Here is a 23,089-nt window from a genome sequence, read left to right as displayed (position 1 = left end):
TCCTCAGACCACCACGTTGACCAGGCGGCCCGGTACCACGATGACCTTCTTGGCCGGCTTGCCTTCGGCGAACTTGGCAAAGTCCTCGCTGGCCAGGGCGGCGGCTTCGATGGCGGCCTTGTCGGCATTGGGGCTGACCTTGATCGCGCCGCGCAGCTTGCCGTTGACCTGCAGCATCAACTCGATCTCGTCTTGCACCAGGGCCTCTTCGACCACCACGGGCCAGGGCGCATCCAGCAGGTCGCCTTGGCCGGCTTGTGCGGCGTAACCCAGGTCTTCCCACAGCACGTGCGTGAGGTGCGGGCAGGCGGGGTACAGGCCGCGCAGCAGCACGCTGAAGCCTTCACGAATCACGGGCATGTCAGCGGCCAGGTCAGTCGGGGTGTCGCCCTTGTGGGCTTCGAGTGCATTGAGCAGCTTCATGGCCCCGGAGGCCACGGTGTTGTACTGCATGCGCTCGTAGTCGTAGCTGATCTGCTTGAGGATGACGTAGACCTCGCGGCGCAGGGCCTTGGCATCGGCGCTGAGTTCGGCTTGCACCACCGGGCCAGCGGCCTTGATGGCCTCGGCATTCTTGGCGCCGAAGTTCCACACGCGCTTGACGAAGCGGTGCGCGCCTTCCACGCCGGCGGCGCTCCACTCCAGTGTCTGCTCGGGTGGCGAGGCGAACATGGTGAACAGGCGGGCCGTGTCGGCGCCCATGGTGTCGATCAGCTCTTGCGGGTCCACGCCATTGTTCTTGGACTTGGACATGGTGCCCACGCCGCCGTACTCGATGGCCGAGCCATCGGCCTTGAGCTTGGCGCCGTTGATCTTGCCGTTGGCGTCAAAGGTGTTCTCGACCTCGTGCGGCCAGAAGTACTCGATGCCACCTTGCGCCGTTTTGCGCGAGTAGATGTGGTTGAGCACCATGCCCTGCGTGAGCAGCTTCTTGAAGGGCTCGTCGATCTTGACCAGGCCCAGGTCGCGCATGACCTTGGTCCAGAAGCGCGCATACAGCAAGTGCAGGATGGCGTGTTCGATGCCGCCGATGTACTGGTCCATGCCGCGGTTGCCGGCTGCATTGGCGGCGCCCATCCAGTAGTTGGTGCGCTCGTCGACCATGGCTTGCGCGTTGTCGGCGCAGGTGTAGCGCAGGAAGTACCAGCTCGAATCCACGAAGGTGTCCATCGTGTCGGTTTCGCGCTGGGCGGGCTTGCCGCACTTCGGGCAGCCCACGTTCAGGAAGTCGGGGCGCGATTTGAGCGGGTTGCCGCTGCCATCGGGCACGACGTCCTCGGGCAGGACCACGGGCAGGTCCTTCTCGGGCACGGGCACGGAACCGCAAGTGTCGCAATGGATGATGGGGATGGGGGTGCCCCAGTAACGCTGGCGGCTGATGCCCCAGTCGCGCAGGCGCCAGGTGGTTTTCTTCTCGCCCACACCCTTGGCAATCAGGATCTCGGCAACCTTGTTGACCGCGTCCTTGTAGGCCAGGCCATTGATGCCATCGCTGTTGACGGTCACGCCGCGTTGCTTGTCACCGTACCACTCGGCCCAGGCATCGGTGCTGAAGGTTTCGCCTTCTGCTTGAATAACCTGCTTGATGGCGATGCCGTACTTCTTGGCAAAGGCGAAATCGCGTTCGTCATGCGCGGGCACGCCCATCACGGCGCCATCGCCATAGGACATCAGCACATAGTTGCCCACCCAGACCTCGACCTGGTCGCCGGTGATGGGGTGGGTGACGAACAGGCCCGTGGGCACGCCCTTCTTTTCTTGCGTGGCCAGCTCGGCCTCGGTGGTGCCACCGGTCTTGCATTCTTCGATGAAGGCTTGCAGCTTGGCGTTGCCGCCGTTGTGAGTGTTGGCGGCGTGCACGGCCAGCGGGTGCTCCGGCGCCACGGCGCAGAAGGTCACACCCATGATGGTGTCGGCGCGGGTGGTGAACACCCACAGCTGGCCCTGGTTGATGAGGCTGCCTGCAGCGTCCTTGATGTCATGCGCAAAGGCAAAGCGCACGCCTTCGCTCTTGCCGATCCAGTTTTCCTGCATCAGGCGCACGCGCTCGGGCCAGCCGCTCAGGTAATTGGGGTCTTCCGGGTTGGCCACGGCCGACAGCAGCTCGTCGGCGTACTTGGTGATGTTCAGGTAGTAGCCGGGGATCTCGCGCTTTTCAACGGGCGCGCCCGAGCGCCAGCCCTTGCCGTCGATCACCTGTTCGTTGGCCAGCACGGTCTGGTCCACCGGGTCCCAGTTCACGGTCTGGGTGCGGCGCTCGCACACGCCCGCTTCCAGCATCTTGATGAACAGCCATTGGTTCCACTTGTAGTAGTCGGGCTGGCAGGTGGCGATCTCGCGCGACCAGTCGATCGCCAGGCCCATCGCCTTCATCTGCTTCTTCATGTAGGCGATGTTGTCGTAGGTCCAGGCGGCGGGCGGCACCTTGTTCTTCAAGGCGGCGTTTTCAGCCGGCAGGCCGAAGGCGTCCCAGCCCATGGGCATCAGCACGTTGTGGCCGTTCATGCGCAGGTAGCGCGTGAGCATGTCGTTGATCGTGTAGTTGCGCACGTGGCCCATGTGCAGCTTGCCCGAGGGGTAGGGCAGCATGGAGCAGGCGTAGAAGGCCTTTTTGTCCTTGGATTCGGTGACGCGGTAGGCGTCGCGGTCATTCCAGTGCTGCTGTGCACGGGCCTCGACGGCACGTGGGTCGTAGGTCTGGTTTTCTTGAGAAGCGCTCATGAGATCGGTCACCGCAAAGACGAATTCAGGCTGGCAGCCCTTCACCATGCGGGAAAAGGGCTCCAGCCTGTGAAAGGTGGAATCTGGGGATTATAGGAAGCGGCGGCGCCCCCGGCGCTGGCGGAGGTGGTGATCTCTGCAGCTGGGCTGGGTGTCTAGTGCAGGGCCTGGGCCGGTCGCAGGTTTTCCAGCAGCGTCGCCACGCGCTCGTGCGGGACGTAGATGAAGTTGTTGATGTAGCGGCCCACCTTGCCTTGCAGGCCCACGTTGTGGATGTCCTGGTCCCGAGCCAGGTCGAAGGTGCTGAGCGGCTTGAGTTCGCCGTCCAGCAGATAAAAGCCCTCGTAGCCCAGCGCAGCCAGGAATTGGGCCACGCGTTGGACGGAGCCGGCGTTGTGCCGCTCTTCCACCTCGATGATCAGGTTGGGTTGCTCGCGGCGCAGGGTGGCCACAGCGCCTTCCAGCACGGCTTCTTCATTGCCTTCCACGTCGATCTTGATGAGGCTGACGTGGCGGTAGTCGTAGCTGTCCAGGGTGCGGACCTCGGCGTCAACCGTCTCGATGGCCTTGTCCGGCTGGGCCATCTCCAGCTTGTTGGTTTGCGCCATGGTGGCCCACGAGGGGTTGCCCGCGGGCATGCGCAACTGGGCGCGGCCGGGCGCGCGGGACAGGGCCACGGGCTCCAGCCTGATCTTGTCGGCGTAAAAGCGCCGCAACTGCGCCTGCATGGCCGGTAGAGGCTCGAATGCGATCACCTGGCTGACCAGGGGCAGCAAATGGTGGACGTACAAGCCTTGGTTGGCCCCCACATCGATGGCGATGCCATCCGCCTGGCACAGCAGGGGCAGCAGCGCGATTTCCTTTTCAGCCAGCGAGGCGGCCTCGATGCGCCGCAGGTAGCGTTGCGCCATCCATCCCGGGGCGAGGTGTTCAATGGCGTTTTTGACCGTGAGACGTAGCAAACCCATATGCCCTCCTAGGCGAGTTCAACTCTCGGACGTGCACAGGCGCCGTTTGCCTCATTGGCGTGCAAACTGGGCGCAACCTTTACTGCGAGGGGCAGCGTAGCAGGGTGGGCGCGCCGTGCCTAGTCGGGCTTGAGCCGAGACGTCTGCCGGGGTGGACGGATGTGTATCGAGTTGTTGGGCGTGGGGGCCACTCGAGTCGGCCGGCCCCGCTCACGCCGAGGTCGGCAGCTTGATCCGCCGCAGCAGGTCGGCCAGGGTCTTGCCGGCTTCGTCGGCAAAGGTCTGCTCATCAATGGCCAGTTGCTGGATGCGGTCCAGCCGGAACTGGCGAAAATCCTGCCGCAACTCGCACCAGGCCGACAGTGTCCAGGCCGATTCCCAATACAGGCAGACCAGGGGGCGCAGGGTGCGGCGGCTGGGTTTGCCTTCGGCATCGGCGTAGTCCAGATGGACCAGGCGGCGGGCCTCGATGGCGCGGCGCAGTTGGCCCAATCTGTCCAGCACGATGGTGTCGTGCGGGCGCGCGGGGGCGTGCAGGGGCAGGCTGTCGGCGGCGGCGCGGCTGCCCAAGGGCAGCACGCTGAGGATCTTGCTGAGGGCGTCTTCCGCTTGCGCCGCCAGGGCCGGGTCCAGCCGGCTGCGCGCGATGCGCACCGAGGCGACCAGGGCTTGGGCTTGTTCGGGCGTGAACATGAGCGGCGGCAGGCTGTAGTCGCGGGCCACGCGGTAGCCCACGCCGGCCTCGCCTTCGATGGGCACGCCCTGCGCCTGCAAGGCGGCCACATCGCGGTAGACCGTGCGCACCGAGACGGCCATGCGCTCGGCCAGCCATGCCGCGGTGGACAGGCGGCGCCCGCGTATCAGTTGCAGCAGCTGGAAGAGGCGGTCGGCTCGGCGCATGGGCGCAGTGTGACAGCAGTGGGCGGTGTGGCTGTGTCAGTCCAGCGCGTGCAGGCCGATGCGCTGGCCGTCCGGGTCGGTGATGTGCGCAAAGCAGCCCATGCCATCGGGCAGCACCACACGGGGTGTCAGCAGCGTGCCGCCGCAGGCCGCCAGCCGGGCCAGCACGGCGTTGAGCGACTTGCCGGCGTTCAGGTAGATCAGCACGCCATCGGTGTGTGGGGATACCTTCTCGACCGCCATCAGGCAGCCCTTGACGGCGTTGGGGTCCGTGGCGGGAAAGACGGCCAACTCCATGCCGGCGATGACTTCAGGGCGCAGGGTGACGCCCAGCAGGCGTTCGTAGAAGGCCACGCTGCGGGCCATGTCGCTGACGGGGATCTCGAACCAGTGGATGGCGTGGTCGATGGGGGCTTGGCTCATGGAAGGCTCCTTGTGTTGAAAGAGCCTCCATGGTGCGGACCTGCTGCTGACAGCGTCCTGTCAGCAGGCTTGTGTCATCGTTGCATCAAGTTGGCATCGAGGGCCCGTATCAGGGGCCTGCATCAGGCTGTGGAACTGCCGATCGAGCTCGGCCTGGAATGCCGCCACCGCCTCCTGCGGGATCTCGTCGTTCTGCGAGATCAGCGTGAGGAACTGTCTGCCGTTGAGGCTGAGCGCGCCGAGCATGAAGACGGGGTTGGTGGTCATGGGCCACAACTCGGCCAGGCGGACCTTGGCATCCGGCGGGTTGATGGCATCCGCATTGCCCAGGTTGCTCAGGTGGCAGCTCAACTGGGGCAGCCGCCCTCGGGCCTTGTAGCGCACGACCAGGCGGCCAGACAGGGCACGGCCCAGCCAGGGCAGGCATTCGTAGAGCAGCACGGGCAGGGCATAGTCGCGCCGTTCATAGCCCAGCAGGTGTTCCTTGACCTGGCTCTCCAGCGCGTTGACCTGGGCCCGCAGATTGGCCTGCCGCTGGGCCAGCACGGTGAAGGAGTGCACGTAGTTGCCGAACTCGGGGGCGGTGCCCGGGGGGTAGTAGCGGCGCAGGTCCACCGACAGGCGGATGGCGGCCATGGCCTTGGGGTCGTTGGCCGCCATGGCCAGGAAGGCGTTGGCCACCAGGGCCGTCAGCAAGGTGTTGACCGTGGTCCCGTTGGCCTTGGCCAGCGTCTTCATGGTGGCGCTGGAGCAGGGCAGCTCGTGGTAGCGGATGGCCGAGGTCGTGTAGCGCGGGCTTTTGCGCCGCGCCAGCGTGACGATGTTCATGCCTTGGCGTGCGGTGGCTTCGGCCTTGGCCTGTCGCCACCAGCGGGCGATGCTGGCCGGCCATTGCCACCACTTTTGCAGCATGACGGCGGGCAGCATGCTGGGCGAGTCGATCTTGCAAGGGGCGATGGGCTGGCCACTGAGGCGGGCCATGATGGCGCTGAGCATCTGCACCATGGAGCGGCCATCGCCCACGATGTGGTGCACCGAGAACATCAAGGCCGGCCGCGTGGGGTGCGGGATGAAGCGGGCCCGCCAGGGCAGGCCGCGCTCCAGCGAGATGGGCTCGTTGATGAACTCGTTGTGGAAGGCGGCCAGCGCCGGGCGCGATGACGCGTCGATGTGGGGCAGCACGCGGAAGGTGTCCGCAAACAACTGGTCCACATACAGGTCATCGTCCAGGATGCGCAACTGGAAGTGCAGGCCGGTGAGCTCGATGATGCCGCGCATGCGCGGGTAGGCCGACGCCAGCTCGCGCAGGGCCTGGCGGATCAGCTCGGTGTCCACCGGGCTGTCAAAGCACAGGATGTAGGCCTGGTTGATGGGGCCGAGGTAGCCTTCTGCGGCCCAGTAGAGGTGTTCGGATCGGTTCAGTGGAATCAGCTTGGAGGCGGTCATGGCGACGGTCCCATCTCGTTTATTGACGCCTGATCGAAGCGTCATACAACAGGTACCGGCCCAATATAGTGGGCGTTCGACACAAGCTGTTACGGGCTTTCCAGTGGCGCCCCCATCTCCATCAAGTCCGGGCACTGACCTGCGTCAATGAACCCGCACATGCACCCCGCACAGGGGCTCACGGCGCCTCAGACCTTGAGCACGATCTTGCCGATGTGGCTGCGGCTTTCCATCAGGCGGTGGGCCTCGGCGGCTTGGTCCAGATCAAAAACCTGATGGACATGGGGCACGCAGCGGCCCGCTGACAGCGCCGGCCACACGAGTGCGTGCAGTTCGCGGGCGATGGCCGCTTTCTCTTCGGTGCTGCGCCCGCGCATGGTCGAGCCGGTGACCGTCAGGCGCTTGAGCATGATGGGCAGCAGGTTGAACTTGTCGACGGTGTCACCCGCCATGAAGCCGATCAGCAGCAGGCGGCCGTCCTTGGCCAGGGCGCCCAGGTTCTGCTCGAAGTAGCCCGCGCCCATGATGTCGAGGATGAGGTCCACGCCGCGGCCGCTCGTCCAGCGCATGACCTCGGGCACGAAGGCCTGGGTGCGGTAGTCGATGCTGAACTCGGCGCCCAGTTCGACGGCGGCGGTGCCTTTCTCCGGGCCGCCGTCGGTGGAGACGGCATGCAGGCCCATCTCCTTGGCCAGCATCAGCGCGGTGGAGCCGATGCCGCTGGTGCCGCCATGCACCAGCAGGGTCTCACCGGCTTTGGCGCGGCCCATCATGAACAGGTTGGCCCACACGGTGAAGAAGGTCTCGGGGATGGCGGCGGCGTGGATGGCGTCCATGCCGCGCGGGCGCAGCAGGGTCTGGGAAGCGGGCAGCACCACGTACTCGGCATAACCGCCGCCATCCGTCAGGCCGCAGACCGGGTTGCCTACGCTGAAGCCCTGCGCGCCTTCGCCCAGGGCCACGACCTCACCGGCGATCTCCAGCCCGGGCGTGGGGGTGACGCCGGGGGGCATGGGGTAGAGGCCGCGCCGTTGCAGCACATCGGGGCGGTTGACGCCCGCCGCTTCGACCTTGACCAGCAGCTGCCCGGGGCCGGGTTCAGGCAGGGGAACCTGGCGGGCTTGCAGCACTTCAGGACCACCCGGCTGGGTGATCGCGATCTCGGTCATCAAGGTGGGCAGGCTGGGCATGGGCGGTGGTCCTCAGGTCGTCCTTCAAGGGGCGGCCTGATTTTGCGCCTGCTGCGGTGGCCTCGGCTCTCACGTGGCCATTTTCAAACCACGGTTTTCAAGCTGCCATCTGCGTGCGTGCCGTGCCACCCAGAGGCGCCACTTCAGCCCAGACGCAGCTTTGTGCATACAACTCGTCCTGCAGGGCCTGGTTGCGCGCCGCACGCGACACGATGCGCGGGTGCTGGATGGAGAAGTAACCCCCCGTCTCGCCACGCCGTGACACGTCCAGCGCCAGCTCGGCCGCCAGCTGGCCCGCGCGCTCGGGGCCGATCAGGAAGGGCTTCATCACGGCGTATTGCCAGCCGGGGATGTCGCGGTACAGCGGCGAGGCCACGCCACCGGGGTGCATCGCCTGTGAGGTGATGCCGGCGGGCAGCTTGCGTGCCAGGGCGTTGCTGAACAGCAGGTTGCCCAGTTTGGATTGCGCGTACGCGGGCAGCACGCGGTAGGGCTTGCGGCCTTTGGCCGTGTCCAGGTCCATGCGGCCGATCGTGTGCGCGATCGAGGACAGGTTGACGATGCGGGCGTCGCCCTGCCCGGTGCCGCCTTCATCGGCAGCGGCCTGCAGCAAGGGCATCAGCAGGTGCGTGAGCAGGAAGGGCCCCAGGTAGTTGCCACCGAACTGCAGCTCGAAGCCCTCGGCGGTGAACTGCTGGCGCGTGGGCACGGCCCCGGCGTTGTTGATCAGGGCATGAAGCTTGTCGTGCCGTGCAGAGAAGGCCTGCACGAAGCGGTGGATGGCGTCGAACGAGGCCAGGTCCAGCGGGTAGATCTCCACCTGCGCGCCGGGCGTGCGCTGCATGATCTCGTCGCGGGCGGCGGCGGCCTTGCGTTGGTCGCGGCAGGCCAGGCACACGGTGGCGCCGCCCAGGGCCAGTTCATGGGCAATGGCCAGGCCGATGCCCGAATTGCCGCCTGTGATCAGAACTGTCTTGCGCATGGGGTTTACCTCGCGGCAGGGATGGGGATGGTGTCGATGAAGGATCGCACGTGCTGCGTGAACAGTTCGGGCTGCTTGAGGGTGACCCAGTGACCGGCAGGGATTTCCCGGCGCGTCAACTGCGGCACCCAGCGCGACAGGTTCTCACTCAGCCAGGGGCTGACGAAGTGGTCCTTCGTGGGCACCAGCACCTGCACCGGCGCATGGGCAAAACGCTGCTGCGGCCGCAGCATGCGCTGAAAGACATTGGCGCGGTACAGGCCCACGCCGTGCACGCCATCGGACGTTTGCGAGGCGCGGGGCGCGATCTCGGTGCGCTCGAGCAGGCGCATCAGGCCCGGCCAGTTGGGGCCGATGACGGTGCGCCACAGGGCCTCGGGCAGCAGCGGCAGCTGGAACATGTAGACGTACCAGGACTTGAGCATCTGCAGTGTCACACGGCCCAGGTTGCGCGGCGTGGGGCGCTTGAGGCTGTCGCGCAGCCAGTGGCCGAAGTGGTCCAGGCAGGGGCCGGAGCACGAGGTGAACGAGGCGATGCGACCTTTGAGTGCTGGGTCGGTCACGAACTCCCAGCTTTGCACCGAGCCCCAGTCGTGCGCCACCAGGTGCACCGGGCGCTTGGGGCTGACGGCTTGCAGCACGGCCTTGAAGTCGGCGGTGAGGTTTTCGAGACGGTAGTCGCGCCGACGCGTTGGCTTGAACGAGTCGCCCGCGCCGCGCACGTCATAGGCGATGACCTGGTAGCGCTCACTCAGCTGGCGGGCGATGGGCTCCCATTTGCTGCGGTTGTCCGGGTAACCGTGCACGAGGATGACGACGGGGAGGGCGGCGTGGCCCCAGCGTTGAACGGCCAGAGGGCCGTGCGGGCCGTGTACGACAAAAGAGGTCGATGGCTTGGGCGTCATGGGTACTGCGTGCGGTTGGTGCGCGGTGGGTGCAACGGGGTTTCGCATGCTAGGGCGACCAAGCCTTTGTGACCAGAATAATTCACGACAGCAAGGAACGAGCGGCGACAGCCCGCCTCGGTGTTTCCACGAAGTCAGGCGGTCGAGTGGCCAGCGCTCAGGCGCTGAAGAAGCCCAGGTCGCTGCTGGCGAAGCGGCCGATATTGGGCAGCACGGTGCTCAGCTGGCTGGCCCCCACGCCCAGCCAGGTGGCCAGCGTGGCGGTGTACTGGTCCACGGCGGTGGTGGGGATCAGGCGGCCGTTGCCCGCGTCGTCATTGCTTTTGAGGGCCACCGTGGGCCATTGGCCGAAAATGCGCTGGCCGTGCACAGCCCCACCGACGATGAAGTGGTGGGCGCCCCAGCCGTGGTCCGAGCCGTCGCCGTTGGACTGCAGGGCGCGGCCGAACTCCGAGGCCGTGAAGGTGGTGACCTTGTCGCTGACACCCAGGGCGACGGTCTGCAGGTAGAAGTCCGACACGGCGGCATCGATCTCGGCCAGGCGCTTGGCATGGTTGGTGATCAGGTCGGCGTGCATGTCGTAGCCCCCGTGCGAGACATAGAAGATCTGGCGTGTGTGGCCCAGGTCTTTGCGTGCGGCGATCATGCGCGCGACCATGCGCAGTTGCGCGCCCAGGTTGCCTCCGCCGAAGGTGGGCAGGGGGTTCGCGCCTGTTTTGGCGTCGGTGCTGGCGATGGCCGAGCTCACGGCCGCTTCGGTCGAGATGGCGCGCCGCGCCACGGCGGTCAGCTCGCGCTCCATCTTGTTGGTGCGGGCGTTGTCGGTCATCAGGATGCGCAGGGCGGGCGTGTTGATGCCATAGGGGCTGTCCAGGTCACGCAGGGCGACAGGGCCTTGTGTCGTGAGCTGGTACTGCACGATCTTGTTGCCCACCTGGAGCATGTTGTTGCCCCCCAGGGACATGCAGATCGACACCGGGCTGTTGTTGAGCGCATCGAGCAGGTCACCGGCGCGGCCCAGCCAGCCGGTGCGCGAGGTGGCATCCGGGATGCCGGTCTGCCACTCACGGCTTTGGTCCGAGTGCGAGAACAGCTGGTAGGGCAGCTGGGTAGCGGGGCTGCGTTTGTCCCATTGGTCTTTGGTGATGGGGTGGGCCAGGGTGCCCACGTTGGCCATCACGGCGGCCTGGCCGCTGTTGAACAGCCCCCGCAGCCGCGCCAGCGAGGGGTGCAAGGCCAGCGTGGGGCCGCTGTAGCCGGTGGGGTTGAGTGTCAGCAGCGCGCTGGTGGGCAAGGCCAGGGACTGGCGCGCTGCGGCATACGCCGCGTACTCGGCCGGGCTGACGGGCACCACCGTGTTGGCGTTGTCGTTGCCGCCGCCCAGGTTGATGCACACCAGCGCGCGGTAGTCACTGGTGCTTTGTGCGGCGGCGGCACCGATCAGGGCCAGGTTGCTGGCCAGGGACGAGCCGGCCAGGGCGCCGAGGGCCGCACTCTGGCGCAGAAACAGGCGGCGATCGGCGTGGGTGTGGATGAAGCTCATGGCGCGCTCGTTTTATTTCTGGACCAGGTACTCGGGGGAGGCCATCAGCAGGCGGATGGCCATGTGCACGCGGGTCTCTTCCTTGGGCCAGATCCAGGCCTTGGCGGTGATGCGGGTGAGTGTGTCCTTGATGAGGGCGCGTGTGGCCGCCGTCATCTGGCCGTTCATCAGCAGGATGTCGAGCCGATCGAGCAGCTTGTCCGGGTCATTGGCTAGGGCGATCTCGGCGCTGTAGTCGGCCACGATGGCGTCCGCCTTGGCTTGGGTCGCACTGACGTAGGCCGCCGTGGTGGCGCGGATCTTGTTTTCCATGAAGTTGTTGTAGCCCGTCAGCGAAGTCTCATGGGTGATCTGGAACTCGGGTGCGGCCAGGCCGGCATCCAGCAGTTCACCGGGTGGGCTGTAGTCCGGGCTGTACCAGTTGAACACCGAGGGGGCGTGCAGCGGGCCCTGGCCCAGGCCGTATACCGGGTCTTCGAGGTACTGGTTGCGGAACTGGCCGGTGCTGGAGCGGACATGGAAGGCGCGCAGGTAGTTGCCCCAGCGGATCATGGGCTCGCGCAGCTTGCCCCAGTTCGGGTCGGTGAGCTTGCCCAGGTCACGGGCCTCGGGGTCCAGCAGGACGGCGCGCAGCACGGCTTTCATGTCGCCGCGCACACCGTGGCCGTTGTCCTTGAAGGCCTGGGCCACGCGCCAGACGTAGTCGGCGCTGGGGTTGCTGGTGACCAGGCGCTTGATGAGCTGCCTGCCAAAAAAGGCCGGCACATTGGGGTGGCGGAACAGGGTGTCCAGCGCCATCTTGAGGTCGGCGTCGGCCATGGCCTGCGTCATCTTGTCGGTGGTGGCCGGGATGTGCACACCCAGGAAGACCTTGTCGCCGCTGGAGTGGTATTGCGGGTACATCTGCATGGGCTGGTTCCAGGTCTTGCCCGTCTTGCCCCACCAGGTGTCGTTGCTTTGATCGGGGCCATGCCAGCTCAGGCCGGTCAGCACGCGGGCCAGGCCCATGACATCGTCCAGGCCGTAGGTCGGGATGTCCTGCTTGTTGGCGTCCTTTTTGCGCATGCCGTAGTCGTCGATCTCCCACAGGCCGATGGTGAACAGCTGCATCACCTCGCGGGCATAGTTTTCGTCCGGGGTGCGGCCGTAGGTGCTGCTCTTGGGGTTGGTGTCCTCCTTCATGTTGACGATGTGCGAGAGGTAGTAGCCCATCGCCGGCTGGCGGGTGACGTCCTCCAGCAGGCTACGGAAGTTGCCGAAGGCGTTGCGCGATAGCATGTCCAGGTACGCGGCGAAGGCGGCATGGTCATCGATGCTGCTGTTGACGGCGCTGATCACGAAGATCTCGGACAGGGCCAGCGCCACGCGTTGGCGCAACTGGTCGGTGCCCAGCGCAGCCTGGAACCAGAAGCTTTCCATGGGGGCGTCCGAGTCCGAGGCGTCGCACACGGTGCAGCCTGGCGGCCCCATGCGCTGCACGTAGTCCCAATGGGTGTCGATGCCGGGCCGGGCGAACTGCCGTGTCAGCCAGTTGCCATAGCCGATCTGCCTGAGCTCGGCGATGGCCTCCGTATTGGGGCCGAAGGTGGACTGGGTCAGGAAGCGCGCGGCCTGGGCGTCATCGGGGACCGTGTCCTGCACGCTTTGTGGCTGCAGGGGAGGGTCAAGATCGGTGGGGGCAGAGGGGCCTTCCTTGCCGCCACCGCAGGCGCTCAACAGCAGCGCGGTGAACAGGCCGGTGGCCAGCTTGGTGACCTGGCGCCAGGTGCTCAGGGTCTGAACGTTCATGTTCTGTATCCGGGTGGTCGCTCCCAACCACCATGTTTATGAATGGGCGCGCCCATGATGCCTGCGGCGCAGAACAATTTTGATTCAAGCCGGTGATGCCATTGACCACGCTTACCTGTCGTTGCAGATGGCCCGCGTTCAAGGGGGTGTGCGGCGCGTGGAATCAGGTAGGCCAAACAGGTGGTCGAACAGCCAGTTGAAGCCGAAGGTGTAGAACAGGAAAAACACCACCAGGCCCAGATCGGTGACCAGGGCCTGCCACCAGCTCATGTCCAGCCACCAGGCGATCATGGGCACCGTCATCACCACCAGGCCGCCCTCGAAGCCGATGGCGTGCGCCACGCGGCGGGCCAGGGTCCGCTCGTGTCGGATCTGGCGGCGCTCCCAGCGCTCGAACAGCGTGTTGAACACCATGTTCCACAACAGGGCCACCACCGAGGTCGACAAGGCCAGGCCGCCGGCCTCGGCGGTGCCTTTGTCCGACAGCCAGCGCATGGCCAGCGTCACGACGACGATGGCGATGAGTTCGTACAGGGTGGCGTGGAAGATCTTGCGCTGGGGGCCTTGCATGGGGCGCAAGGGTATCAGGTACCTGGTGCTGGCTAAGGCGGGGTGGGCCGGGCCCATTTCAGCAAGGTGTCCACCAGGGTCTCGGGCACGATGGGTTTGGTGACCATGTCGACCATGCCGGCCTCCTGGCAGCTTGCGCGGTCGGCGGGCAGCACCGCCGCGGTCATGGCGATGATGGGGGTGCCCTGCGCTTGAGCCATCTGGCGGATGCGCCGCGAGGCTTCCAGCCCGTCCATCACGGGCATGTGCATGTCCATGAGGATGGCTGCGAAGTGGCCGGGCGGCATGCGCTCCATCAGCTGCACGGCTTCTTCGCCATTGCCCAAGGTGTGGACCTCCATGCCGGCTTGCTGCAGGAAGGCCTGGGCAACCATCTGGTTGAGGGCATTGTCTTCCACCAGGAGGATGCGGCGGCCGCGCAGGGCCTGGCCGCGCTGTTGCAGCAGATGGGCCGGTGAGGCCCGGTGCGTTGAACCCGCCTGGTTGTGTGTGCGGGCGTGTTGCAAGGCCTTGAACAGGGCCGAGGGCAACACGGGCTTGAACAGCAGCACATCCGGCTCGGCCTCTGGCATGGCCTGCAGCGGGCGGTGCTGCTCGAAGCCCGGCACAAGGGCAATGTGCGGTGTGGCGGGTGCGCCCTGTTGCCGGCATTGTTCGCGGGTGCGCCGGATCAATGCCGCCGCCGCGGCGTCCAATTGGGGCCAGTCGATGAGCACGGCATCGATGGGTTGTTGAACTTGCGCCGCCTGGGTGATGAGCGCGCATGCGGTCTCCACCTCTTCGGCCAGCGCCACCTGGCTGCAGCGTGGGCCCAATTGCCGGGCCAGTTGCTGCGTGCTGTCCGTGTCAGGGCCCACCAGCAAGATGCGAAAGCGTGGGCTGTCGACCGGGTGATCAAGGGGAGAAGGGGCTGCTGCCAGCGGCAAGGTGAACCAGAACGCGCTGCCCTGGCCAGGTGTGCTGTCGACGCCGATGCGCCCGCCCATCATGTCGACCAGGCGCTTGCAGATGGCCAGCCCCAGGCCGGTGCCGCCAAAGCGGCGTGTGATGGACGCGTCGCCTTGTGCAAAGGCGGCAAACAGCGCGTCCTGCTGTTGCGCATCGATGCCGATGCCGGAGTCACGCACCGCAAAACGCAGCGTGTCGATGCCTTGTTCGCGCAGCCGGGTGACGGCGATGTGCACGCCGCCCTTGTCCGTGAACTTGACGGCGTTGCCCACCAGGTTGTTGAGGATCTGGGACAGACGCAAGGGGTCGCCCATGATGCGCTCGGGCACGGCAGGCATCAGGTCCACGGTGAAATGCAGGCGCTTTTGGGTCATGCGCCCGGAGAACAGGTCCACGACCCGCTGCAGCATGTCCTCGATCACCACCTCGGTATGCTCCAGCCGCATCTGCCCGGCCTCCACCTTGGCGTAGTCCAGCACATCGTCGAGGATGCCCATCAGGGCCAGGGCCGAGTTGTGCACGCGTTCGATGTAGCCTTGGGCCGAGGGCGTGATCGTTTCTTCCAGCGCCAGCCGCGACAGGCCGACGATGGCGTTCATCGGCGTGCGGATTTCGTGGCTCATGTTGGCCAGGAAAGCGCTGGTGACACGGGCGGCCTCCTGGGCGGCATTGCGGGCATTGACCAGTGATTCGTGCAGGGACTTCTGTTCGGTGACGTCGCGGGCGGTCACCAGCAGATGGGGTTCATCGCCGCGCTCGATGCGTGCCAGCGACCAGGCGATCTGGGCCTGGTGATCCTGCTCGCGCTGCAGGGCCACTTCGATGTGCCGGGTGCGGCCGTCGCGCAGCGTGGCATGGGCGGCCTCGATCAGGCTGACGGGCTGGCTGGCAGACAAGGCGGACAAGGGCTGCTGGCGCAACTGCACTTCGCTCAGGCCGGTGACGGTGGCCATCTCGTGGTTGGTCAGGACACAGGGGCCATCGGCGCGGTAAACGGCCATGCCCACGGGCGAATTGCCGATGACGCCTTCCACAAAGTGCAGCAGCTCCTCGATGCCGGCCTGGGCAGCCTTGATCAGGGTGATGTCGGTGATGGTGACGTAAAAGCCTTGTGTCTGGCCGGACGCATCCATGTCGGGGCGGTACTCGGCCTGCACGTGCCGGGTCTTGATGCCATTGGTGCCTGGCAGGGTGTGCTCGAACACTTGGGGCACACCATCCAGCGCCTGCTTGATATGGGGCTCATGGAGTGCGTACATCTGCTCGCCAATGGCTTCACGCACCCGCATGCCGGGCAACTGGTCGGCATCGATGCCGAACCAGGCCTGGTGGGCGCGGTTGCCAAAACGCACGCGTTGGGCGTCATCCCAGTAGCCGATCAGGCTGGCGGCGTGGTCCAGGATGTCTTGCAGGTCACGCTCGCGCTGGCGGATGATGGCGGCCTGCTCCTCGACGCGCCGCTCCAGCTGGCTGTGCATGTCATCGAGCTCACGGCGCAACTGGTGGTGCTCCAGGCTGCGCATCACCGCACGCACGAGGTTGTCGGCGCTGAGGTGGATCTTGGACAGGTAGTCGGCGGCGCCATCTTGCAGGGCCTGCACGACCAGGGCTTCGTTGCCCGCGCCGGTCACCATGATGACGGGGCAGTCCTGGCAAGTTTCCTTGCGCAGGCGCAGCAGCAGGTCGGAGCCGGTGGTGTCGCCCAACTGGTTGTCGAGCACGACGCAGTCGAAGGCCTGGCTGCGCACCAGGCGCAGGGCTTCTTCCCCCGAGGCGGCCTCATGGGTGATCACTTTCACTGGCGAGTGCCGCATGAAGCGCTGCACACGCTCGCGGTCGACCTCGTCGTCGTCGATCACCAGCAGGTGCACAGGGTTGACGCGGGCGTTCACGGGGGTGTCCTGGATCACGGCAGTTTGACCGCGCCCTGGTAGCTTTGCAGCAGGGCGACCAATTTGGAGAACTGGGGGCCCACCGCGGACTTCACCATGTAGCCGGCGATGTTCTCGTGGTAGGCGCGTGTCCGATCAGATTCGTCATCGGAGGTGGTCAGAACGAAGATGACTTCGTCCTTCAGATCGGGGTCGGTGCGCAAGGTCTGCAGGAACTCGAATCCGTTCATGCGGGGCATGTTCAGGTCCAGCAGGATGACCCGGGGGCGAGGCGCCTGGACTTGGGGGCGCCCGCCGCGCAGGATGTCCAGGGCGACCAGACCGTCTTCGGCCCACACGACCGGGATGCTCAGGCCACTGCGGCCAATGCTGCGGGTGACGGCCTCGGCCGCCACGTCGTCGTCTTCGACGAGCAGGATGCTCAAAGGCTCAGGCTTGCTCATCGCTGGTTCTCCTTTGAAAGCGTGGCCAACGGAAACGGAAGCAGGCGCCGCGGCCATCCTTCACGGGCGAGATGACTTCGATGCCGCCGCCATGCACCTCCACCAGGCGCTTGGTCAGCGCCAGGCCGATGCCCGAGCCGCCGCGCTCGGTGGCAGTGAGTGTCTGGAACAGCTTGAAGACGCGCTCACGGGCCTGCACCGGGATGCCCGGGCCATCGTCCTCGATCTCGATCTGGCAGTGGTTGTCGTCGGTGCTGGCGCGAACGTGGATATGGCCTTGCGCGCGGTCATGGTGCTTGACGGCATTGCTCAGCAGGTTGCGCAGCACCGTTTCCAACGGCGTGCGCGCGGCCTGCATGGACGGCACGTCAAGGGCCAGCGTGACCGTGAAGCCCTCGGGTGGCGGTTGCAGCTCCAGGATGTCGGAGACCAGCGTTTGCAGGTTCACCTGGCGGAACTCCGTGTCGGCTCGGCCTGCGCGTGCATAACGCAGCAGATCGTCGATGAGCCGGTCCATGCGCTGGATGCGTTGCTTGACGCGGTCCAGGTTGCGCCGGACATCGGCGGATTGCTCAGGGCCCAGATCGGTCTCGATCCATTCGATCAGATCTGCGATGCCGCGCAGGGGCGAGCGCAGGTCGTGCGAGGCCACGTAGGTGAACTCCTGCAGGTCGGCATTGACCTGCCGCAGCTCCAGCTCCAGCCGCTTGCGCACGCTGATGTCGGTGATCACGACCAGGGTCGACAGCTTCTTCTCCCAGCGCACGCGGCTGAGCCCGATCTCCACGGGCAGCTCGGTGCCATCGGCATGCAGCGCGGTCAGGTCACGGCCCTGGCCCATCATGCGCGATTCGCCAGTGCGCCGGTAGCTGGCCATCAGGGCGCCGTGGCGCTGCCGGTAGCGTTCGGGCAGCAGCATGTCCAGCGCCTGCCCCTTCAAGGCCGAGGGCGTGTAGCCCAGCGAGGCGGCCAGCACGCGGTTGGCCATCATGATGCTGCCCGCATCGTCGATGATGAGCTGGCCATAGGGCGAGCCATCGAACATGCCCCTGAACGCGGACTCCAGCCCGATGCGCTCGCTGATGTCCACCACCGAGGCCAGCACCAGCAGGCCCTGGGCGCTGGGCAGGGGGTTGAGGCCGATCTCGACCGGGAAGTCATGGCCATCGGCGTGGCGGGCGAACAGCACGCGGCCGGCCCCCATGGGGCGTGGCTCAGGTCGCGCATGGAAGCTGGCGCGCAGCGCGGCGTGATCGGGGCGAAGCGCGTCTGGCAATAGGCGGTCCACCGAGGTGTTCAGCAGCCCATCGGGTGGGTAGCCGAACATCTGGAACAGGGCCTCATTGGCCGCCACGATGGCGCCCGCCTCGTTGACCAGCACAAAGCCGTTGGGCGCCGCATTGAATGCACGAGCCAGCAGATCCGGCGTGGGACCTGATGCCGCCTCGGTGTGCGTGGAGACCATGACACCCTCATTTGTTGTGATGAGGGCTGGACAAACCCTCTGGCGCAAATATGTGCGCCTTGCGCGAGAGTGGGGCCTGTCTGCTCAGGGCGTCAACTGGCAACCCTCTCAGTTGCGGTGTCAATGTTGGTGCGGATGTCCTGAGGCGGGATCAGCTTGCCGCCCTGCAGCACGTAGATGGCATCGCCCGGGCTGAGGCTGTGTTCGCGGTGGGTGATGATGAAGCGGCCGCAGCCCAGGGCGTTGATGGACTGTTGTACCAGGGCCTCGGTGTGGAAGTCCAGGTGGCTGGTGTACTCGTCCAGCAGCAGAAAGCGGGGCTTCTTGTACAGCGCCCGCGCCAGCAGGAGGCGTTGCTTTTGCCCACCCGACAGCGTGGCACCCATGCCGCCTACCAGGGTCTGATAGCCCATGGGCATGCGCAGGATGTCTTCGTGGATGCGGGCCAGGCGGGCGGCTTCGGCCACCTTCTCTGGCGTGGCCTCGACGTCGTTCATGGCGATGTTGTCGTAGATGGAGCAGGAGAACAGCTGGTCATCTTGAAAGACGGTGCCCAGCACCGAGCGGAAGGCCTGCGCGCCCAGGCGCTGGATGGACACGCCATTGAGCAAGACCTCGCCCGATTCCGGGATGACCTGCCCCGACAGCACCTTGAGCAAGGTGGACTTGCCGCAGCCGGAGGGCCCCACGATGGCCACGGCCTGGCCGGTGTGCACGCTCAGCGAGATGTCGTCCAGCACGGGCTCCTCCCCCGCCGCATAACGGAAGGTGACGTTGCGCACTTCCAGGGTCATGGGCTCGTTGGCTTTCAGCGAGGCCGCAGCGTGGGCTGGTGAGGCGGCTTCGGTTTCGCTCAGCACGATGTCGGCCAGGCGCTCGCCTTGCAGCTTGAGCAGGCGCAGGTTGATGACGCGCTCCAGCAGCTCGCTGGCGCGTTGCAGGAACTGCGCCTTGTAGGCCATGAAGGCCACCAGCATGCCGATGGAAAAGCGCTCGTCGATGATCATGCGTGCGGCCAGGTAAAGCACCAGCGATTGCTCCACCGCGCTGATCATGCCGTTGATGCCCTGGTACAGCATGCTGATGCGCTGCTGGCGCACCTGGGCGTTGACCATGGCGGCCTGCTGGTTCATCCAGCCGCCCACGCGCCAGTTGGGCTTGGCAAAGAACTTGATGGCCGAGACGCCCCGCAAGGTCTCCATCAGGAAGGTCTGGGCATTGGCCTCGCGCACGATCAGCTCTTCGGCGGCTTGCCGATAAGGCCTGAATACCGCAAAGCGCACCGCCGTGTAGGCCAGGGCCACGGCCAGCACGATGCCCGCCAGCATGGGGCTGTAGAGGAACATCAGACTCAGCGTGACCAGGCTGACCACGCCGTCGAGCACCGCTTCGACCAGGTGGCTGGTGATGGTGTCCTGGATGTGGCCCACCGAGGCGAAGCGCGACATCACATCGCCCGTGTGGCGCTTGTCGAAGTACGACAGCGGCAGCTTGAGCAGGTAGCGAAACACATTCGTGCTGGAGGCGATCTTCCACGACAGGCTGGTGCCCAGCACCACCCAGCCGCGCAACAAGCGCGTGGCCAAGGCCATGCCGGCCAGCAGGAAGGTGGACACGGCCAACACGGTGAGCAAGGGTGCATCGCGGGTCACGACCACGTCGTCGATGATCCACTGGCTGAGCATGGGCATGAGGATGGCGAACACCTCCAGCACCAGCGACAGCAGGGCCATCTGAGCGAAGGCGCGCCACAGGCCGGCCTGGCCGGTGAACAGCACGCGCAGGTCAAACGGGGTCTTGTCCTGCTTTTTCTGAAAGCCCTGGCTGGGGGCGAGCTCCAGCGCCACGCCGGTGAAGTGCGGGCTGGCCTCCTTCATCGTCAGCGTGCGCTCGCCCAGGCCCGGGTCGTGGATGGTGATGCCGCGTGCATCGGCCTTGGTCAACACGACGAAGTGGTTGAGGTCCCAGTGCAGCACACAGGGGCGCTGCAGTTGCGGCAGCTCTTCGAGCTCCAGGCGCACGGCGCGGTTGGCCAGGCCCATCTGCTCGGCGATCTCCATCAGGCGCGCCAGCGTCGCCCCGCGCGAGGACAGCTCGAAGCGCCGGCGCAGGGTCAGCAAGTCGGTGTCATGGCCATGTGCGCAGGCGATCATGGCCAGGCAGGCCAGCCCGCATTCGGCGGCCTCGGACTGCAGGATCAGCGGCACGCGCTGGCGTGGCCACAGCGATAGCAGGTTGGCGGAAGGGGCGTGGGCGTTGGAGGGCATGGCGGGCTCCTGCGGCGGTCAGAGCTTGCCGCTGAAGGCAAGCAAGGGGTCGAGCATCCAGCGGATCAGGCGGCGGCGGTCAATCTCGATGTCCGCGCTCAGCGTGTGGCCCGGGCGCAGCGCGATGTCCTGGCCATAGGCCCGCACGTGGGCACTGTCCAGGCCCACCCGCACGATGAAGAAGGCGCGGTGGTCTTGCGGGTTGGGGCCGCTCGCCACGGGCACGTCGGTTTGCGACACGCTTTGCACCGTGCCGTGGTACTGGCCAAAGCGCTGGAAGGGGAAGGCGTCGTAGCTCACGCGCACTTGCTGGCCAGGCTTGATGAAGCCCACGGCGGTGCTGGGCACATACAGCACGGCCTCCATGGCCGAGTGCGTGGGCACGATGGACGCGATGGGCGCGCCTGCCACCACGCTTTGCCCGGCTGTGACCGACAGGCCGGAGACCACGCCATCCAACGGCGCCTTGAGCACGGTGACGCGGCTGCCATGGCGCTGCACGGCTTCTTGCTGCAAGGTGAGCAGGTCACGGTCCAGGCCGGCTTGCGTGACGCGGTGTTGCGCGCTGAGCCGGCTCTGCTCATCACGGGCCTGGGCGATGTCGGCCTCGGCGGCGCCACGCTGGCGTTGCAGGGCCTGCAAGCGGGCGCTGTGTTCCAGCAGGGCCTGGCGCTGTTGTTCGTATTGCAACTCGGACACGATGCGCTCGTTGAGCAAGGGCTGCATCTGGTCCAGCAGGCGGCGCACGGATTCGCGTTGTTGGGTCTGCAGGCGGATCTCTTCGCCCAGCGAGGCCAGGTCGCGCTGGCCCTGGGCCACACGTTGCGACAAGGCCGCCAGCGCAGCCTCCTTGGCCTGCGTCTGCCCTTGGGCCTGCGCCAGCACCTGCTCGCGCTGGTTCTGTAAGTTGGTCTCGATCAGGGCCTGGGTGCTGCCTTCGTCGCTGAAGCGTTCGTTGCTCAGCTCGATCAGCACCTCACCGGCCTTGACGGCCTGGCCCTCCTTGACGCGCACCTGCCGGATCAGACCGGCCTCGGGCGGCACGACCATGGCCACGCCGTCACGGGCCTGCACCAGGCCTTGCACCCGCTCCTTGCGCGTGTAGGAGCCCAGCACCAGCACGGCCAGCACGGTCAGGCACAAGGCGAGCAGGAACAATGTCAGGCGGCGGGCGCCCACTGGACGGATGTGCAGGGCCGCACCGGCGCTGGTGTCGGCGCGCGCGGCCAGCACCTCATGGCGGAACAGCGATTGGGGATCGTGCTTCATGGGGCGCTCCCGGTGAGCAGGTCGAACTGGGGCAGCAGCGGTGCCACATGGGCCGCATCGATCTGGTCGAGCAGGGCCAGGATCTGGATGTGGGCGGTCAGGGCGGTCACGCGGGCCGAGACCAGGGCCTGACGCGCGGCGTAGATCTGCTGCTGGGCGTTGAGCAGGTCGAGGTTGGTGCGGGTGCCGGCCACAAAGGCCTTGTGCACAGCCTCGTGGGTGGCCATGGCCGTCAGCTCGACCTCGTGCTGGGCGGCGATCATGGCTTGGGCTTGTGCGAGGCTTTGGTAGGCGTCTTGCAAACCGCTTTGCACCAGCGACTGGGCCTCGTCTTGCCGGGCCTGTGCGCGGCTGAGCAAGGCGGCGGCTTCGCGGCTGCGGCCTTGCTGGTAGCCCCCGGTGAACAAGGGCCAGTTCAGTTGCACGCCGATGGCCTGGGTGCGGATGTTCTGGGGCTCGCTGATGCCTTCAAAGCGCTGCGTCTGCCGGGTGTGGCTGGTGGCCGCGCTGGCGTCCAGCGTGGGTTGCCAGTACTCGGCATCTCGCGCCCGTGTGGTGGCCAGGGCGGCGGCCACGTCGGCGTGGCTGTCCTGCCACTGCGGGTTGCGCTGCGCGGCTTGTTGCAGGGCTTCGTCCAGGCTGGGCAAGGTGTCAGGCCAGGCGGGTGCGCTCGATGTCAGGCCGGCGGGCAAGCCCACGGCCTGGCCTGTCAGGCGCTCGATGACCAGTTGCTGGGTGCGGGCGCGCATGGCCAGCTCGCGGATGCTGGCGCGGGTCTGGTCCACGCGGGTGCGTGTCTCCAGCTGGTCCAGCACGGTGCCCACGCCGGCGCGCAGGCGCTTGTCATTGATCAGCAATTGGGTGTCGAGCAGGGCCAGCTGGCCTTGGGCCAGTCGTTTTTGTTCATGGGCCTCGGCGGCGGCCACATAGGCCAGGCTCAGTTCGCGGGCCACGTTGACGCGTTGGCCGCGTGCCTGCCAGAAGGCCTGTTCGGCCAGGGCCTTCTGGGCTTGCGCTGTCGCCCGGTCGGCGGCGCGCCACAAGGGCAGGGTGGCGGTGAGCGAGACCACCGAGGCGGGCGTGTGGCTGTCGATGCCGTTGTAGGTCTGTTGCTGGCGGCTGCTGCTGGCGCTGGCATCCAGCCGGGGCATCCAGGCATTGGCCCAGGCCTGCTGATGCTGGGCCTGCGTGGCCTGCGCCTGGGCGTCGGCCGCGCGGTTGCTGGCGGCTTGCTCAGCCCGTTGCAGCAGCTGGGGCCAGGGGGTGGGGTTATCGCCGTGCGCCTGCTTGCTGCGCGCCGCCCAGCGCAACGACATCTCCATCGAGTCGCGTGCCTGTTCTTCGCTCGCCGGATAAGGCGTGCACTCAT

At 66.4% G+C, this 23,089-nt stretch carries 17 protein-coding genes; all 17 read right to left on the bottom strand.

The genetic code is table 11. The features are described from left to right. Window positions 1–3: 3 nt before the first annotated feature. On the bottom strand, window positions 4–2,721 hold the full coding sequence (leuS, locus tag HY019_RS00310) for a leucine--tRNA ligase (RefSeq protein ID WP_290687416.1): 2,718 nt from the start codon (window positions 2,719–2,721) through the stop codon (window positions 4–6). A 155-nt stretch (window positions 2,722–2,876) separates the two neighbouring features. After that, on the bottom strand, window positions 2,877–3,689 hold the full coding sequence (locus tag HY019_RS00305) for an FkbM family methyltransferase (RefSeq protein WP_290687414.1): 813 nt from the start codon (window positions 3,687–3,689) through the stop codon (window positions 2,877–2,879). Between the two features lie 210 nt (window positions 3,690–3,899). Then, a complete protein-coding gene (locus HY019_RS00300) occupies window positions 3,900–4,589 on the bottom strand; it encodes a YafY family protein (RefSeq protein ID WP_290687413.1) in 690 nt (229 codons plus the stop codon). A 36-nt stretch (window positions 4,590–4,625) separates the two neighbouring features. Then, entirely contained in the window at window positions 4,626–5,012 is a 387-nt protein-coding gene (locus HY019_RS00295; protein WP_290687411.1) for a VOC family protein, read from the bottom strand. Window positions 5,013–5,072: 60 nt separating this feature from the next. Continuing rightward, window positions 5,073–6,458 carry a condensation domain-containing protein gene (locus tag HY019_RS00290; protein ID WP_290687410.1) on the bottom strand — a complete coding sequence of 462 codons (1,386 nt, stop codon included), beginning with the start codon at window positions 6,456–6,458 and terminating at the stop codon, window positions 5,073–5,075. A 188-nt stretch (window positions 6,459–6,646) separates the two neighbouring features. After that, window positions 6,647–7,648, bottom strand: coding sequence for an NAD(P)H-quinone oxidoreductase (locus HY019_RS00285; RefSeq protein ID WP_290687408.1), 1,002 nt, complete (start codon window positions 7,646–7,648; stop codon window positions 6,647–6,649). Window positions 7,649–7,745: 97 nt separating this feature from the next. Continuing rightward, complete coding sequence (locus tag HY019_RS00280; protein WP_290687406.1) at window positions 7,746–8,630, bottom strand: SDR family NAD(P)-dependent oxidoreductase; 885 nt, start codon at window positions 8,628–8,630, stop codon at window positions 7,746–7,748. Window positions 8,631–8,635: 5 nt separating this feature from the next. Beyond that, window positions 8,636–9,535: an alpha/beta fold hydrolase gene (locus tag HY019_RS00275; protein WP_290687405.1), complete on the bottom strand. Its 900-nt coding sequence runs from the start codon at window positions 9,533–9,535 to the stop codon at window positions 8,636–8,638. Window positions 9,536–9,692: 157 nt separating this feature from the next. Further along, a complete protein-coding gene (locus HY019_RS00270) occupies window positions 9,693–11,078 on the bottom strand; it encodes a DUF1501 domain-containing protein (protein WP_290687404.1) in 1,386 nt (461 codons plus the stop codon). Between the two features lie 12 nt (window positions 11,079–11,090). After that, on the bottom strand, window positions 11,091–12,866 hold the full coding sequence (locus HY019_RS00265; protein ID WP_290687403.1) for a DUF1800 domain-containing protein: 1,776 nt from the start codon (window positions 12,864–12,866) through the stop codon (window positions 11,091–11,093). A gap of 138 nt (window positions 12,867–13,004) precedes the next feature. Beyond that, complete coding sequence (locus HY019_RS00260; RefSeq protein ID WP_290687402.1) at window positions 13,005–13,436, bottom strand: PACE efflux transporter; 432 nt, start codon at window positions 13,434–13,436, stop codon at window positions 13,005–13,007. Window positions 13,437–13,468: 32 nt separating this feature from the next. Beyond that, window positions 13,469–16,276 (bottom strand): response regulator, encoded by a 2,808-nt coding sequence (locus HY019_RS00255; protein ID WP_290687401.1) that lies wholly within the window; start codon window positions 16,274–16,276, stop codon window positions 13,469–13,471. Window positions 16,277–16,290: 14 nt separating this feature from the next. Then, complete coding sequence (locus HY019_RS00250) at window positions 16,291–16,719, bottom strand: response regulator (protein ID WP_290687400.1); 429 nt, start codon at window positions 16,717–16,719, stop codon at window positions 16,291–16,293. Next, the gene (locus HY019_RS00245; RefSeq protein ID WP_290687399.1) at window positions 16,706–18,184 is read right to left on the bottom strand and encodes a PAS domain-containing sensor histidine kinase; all 1,479 of its coding nucleotides are present in this window, start codon (window positions 18,182–18,184) and stop codon (window positions 16,706–16,708) included. Before HY019_RS00245 ends, HY019_RS00250 begins: the two co-directional genes overlap by 14 nt. Before the next feature lie 92 nt (window positions 18,185–18,276). Next, a complete protein-coding gene (locus HY019_RS00240; protein ID WP_290687398.1) occupies window positions 18,277–20,451 on the bottom strand; it encodes a peptidase domain-containing ABC transporter in 2,175 nt (724 codons plus the stop codon). A gap of 18 nt (window positions 20,452–20,469) precedes the next feature. Continuing rightward, window positions 20,470–21,720 carry an HlyD family efflux transporter periplasmic adaptor subunit gene (locus HY019_RS00235; protein ID WP_290687397.1) on the bottom strand — a complete coding sequence of 417 codons (1,251 nt, stop codon included), beginning with the start codon at window positions 21,718–21,720 and terminating at the stop codon, window positions 20,470–20,472. Next, on the bottom strand, window positions 21,717–23,089 hold a 1,373-nt coding region (locus tag HY019_RS00230), incomplete at its 5' end, for a TolC family protein (protein WP_290687396.1). The genes HY019_RS00230 and HY019_RS00235, both read right to left, overlap by 4 nt.

The organism is Aquabacterium sp., assembly GCF_016195855.1.
Lineage (GTDB): Bacteria > Pseudomonadota > Gammaproteobacteria > Burkholderiales > Burkholderiaceae_C > Aquabacterium.
Note: the sequence above shows the minus strand (reverse complement) of the source record. Positions and strands in the feature narration are given on the sequence as shown.

Excerpts from the sequence above, each read along its gene's own strand:
- leuS (WP_290687416.1), bottom strand. The coding sequence starts at position 2,721 with ATGAGCGCTTCTCAAGAAAACCAGACCTACGACCCACGTGCCGTCGAG.
- HY019_RS00305 (WP_290687414.1), bottom strand. The coding sequence starts at position 3,689 with ATGGGTTTGCTACGTCTCACGGTCAAAAACGCCATTGAACACCTCGCC.
- HY019_RS00300 (WP_290687413.1), bottom strand. The coding sequence starts at position 4,589 with ATGCGCCGAGCCGACCGCCTCTTCCAGCTGCTGCAACTGATACGCGGG.
- HY019_RS00295 (WP_290687411.1), bottom strand. The coding sequence starts at position 5,012 with ATGAGCCAAGCCCCCATCGACCACGCCATCCACTGGTTCGAGATCCCC.
- HY019_RS00290 (WP_290687410.1), bottom strand. The coding sequence starts at position 6,458 with ATGACCGCCTCCAAGCTGATTCCACTGAACCGATCCGAACACCTCTAC.
- HY019_RS00285 (WP_290687408.1), bottom strand. The coding sequence starts at position 7,648 with ATGCCCAGCCTGCCCACCTTGATGACCGAGATCGCGATCACCCAGCCG.
- HY019_RS00280 (WP_290687406.1), bottom strand. The coding sequence starts at position 8,630 with ATGCGCAAGACAGTTCTGATCACAGGCGGCAATTCGGGCATCGGCCTG.
- HY019_RS00275 (WP_290687405.1), bottom strand. The coding sequence starts at position 9,535 with ATGACGCCCAAGCCATCGACCTCTTTTGTCGTACACGGCCCGCACGGC.
- HY019_RS00270 (WP_290687404.1), bottom strand. The coding sequence starts at position 11,078 with ATGAGCTTCATCCACACCCACGCCGATCGCCGCCTGTTTCTGCGCCAG.
- HY019_RS00265 (WP_290687403.1), bottom strand. The coding sequence starts at position 12,866 with ATGAACGTTCAGACCCTGAGCACCTGGCGCCAGGTCACCAAGCTGGCC.
- HY019_RS00260 (WP_290687402.1), bottom strand. The coding sequence starts at position 13,436 with ATGCAAGGCCCCCAGCGCAAGATCTTCCACGCCACCCTGTACGAACTC.
- HY019_RS00250 (WP_290687400.1), bottom strand. The coding sequence starts at position 16,719 with ATGAGCAAGCCTGAGCCTTTGAGCATCCTGCTCGTCGAAGACGACGAC.
- HY019_RS00245 (WP_290687399.1), bottom strand. The coding sequence starts at position 18,184 with ATGGTCTCCACGCACACCGAGGCGGCATCAGGTCCCACGCCGGATCTG.
- HY019_RS00240 (WP_290687398.1), bottom strand. The coding sequence starts at position 20,451 with ATGCCCTCCAACGCCCACGCCCCTTCCGCCAACCTGCTATCGCTGTGG.
- HY019_RS00235 (WP_290687397.1), bottom strand. The coding sequence starts at position 21,720 with ATGAAGCACGATCCCCAATCGCTGTTCCGCCATGAGGTGCTGGCCGCG.